Here is a 560-nt window from a genome sequence, read left to right on the forward strand (position 1 = left end):
GCGTTCGCCCAGATGCGCATCGTGATGTCCACCAAGAACGACGACCCGGTGGGCGCGTGCCGCCCGTTCGACCGGGACCGGACCGGCTTCGTGTTCGGTGAGGCCGGTGCGCTGATGGTGATCGAGACCGAGGAGCACGCCAAGGCCCGCGGCGCCAACATTCTGGCGCGATTGATGGGGGCCAGCATCACCTCCGACGGCTACCACATGGTGGCCCCGGACCCCAACGGGGAACGCGCCGGGCACGCGATGTCGAGGGCGATTCAGCTGGCGGGTGTGACGCCGGGCGACATCGACCACGTCAACGCGCATGCCACCGGCACGTCGGTGGGCGACCTGGCCGAGGGCAAGGCGATCAACAACGCGCTGGGACCGCACGGCGGAAACGCGGCGGTGTACGCGCCCAAGGCCGCGCTGGGTCACTCGGTGGGTGCGGTCGGCGCGGTGGAGTCGATCCTGACCGTGCTCGCGTTGCGGGACCAGATCGTTCCGCCCACGCTGAACCTGGAAAACCTCGATCCGGAGATCGATTTGGACGTGGTGGCGGGCAAGCCGCGGCC

General features: G+C 69.5%; 1 pseudogene. It reads left to right on the forward strand.

Annotation, left to right across the window (positions count from 1 at the left end):
* A pseudogene (gene kasB / locus A5787_RS18375) lies at positions 1-560 on the forward strand (3-oxoacyl-ACP synthase KasB); the annotation flags it as partial.

The organism is Mycobacterium sp. 852002-50816_SCH5313054-b, assembly GCF_001667185.1.
In the GTDB taxonomy this organism is placed as follows: Bacteria; Actinomycetota; Actinomycetes; order Mycobacteriales; family Mycobacteriaceae; genus Mycobacterium.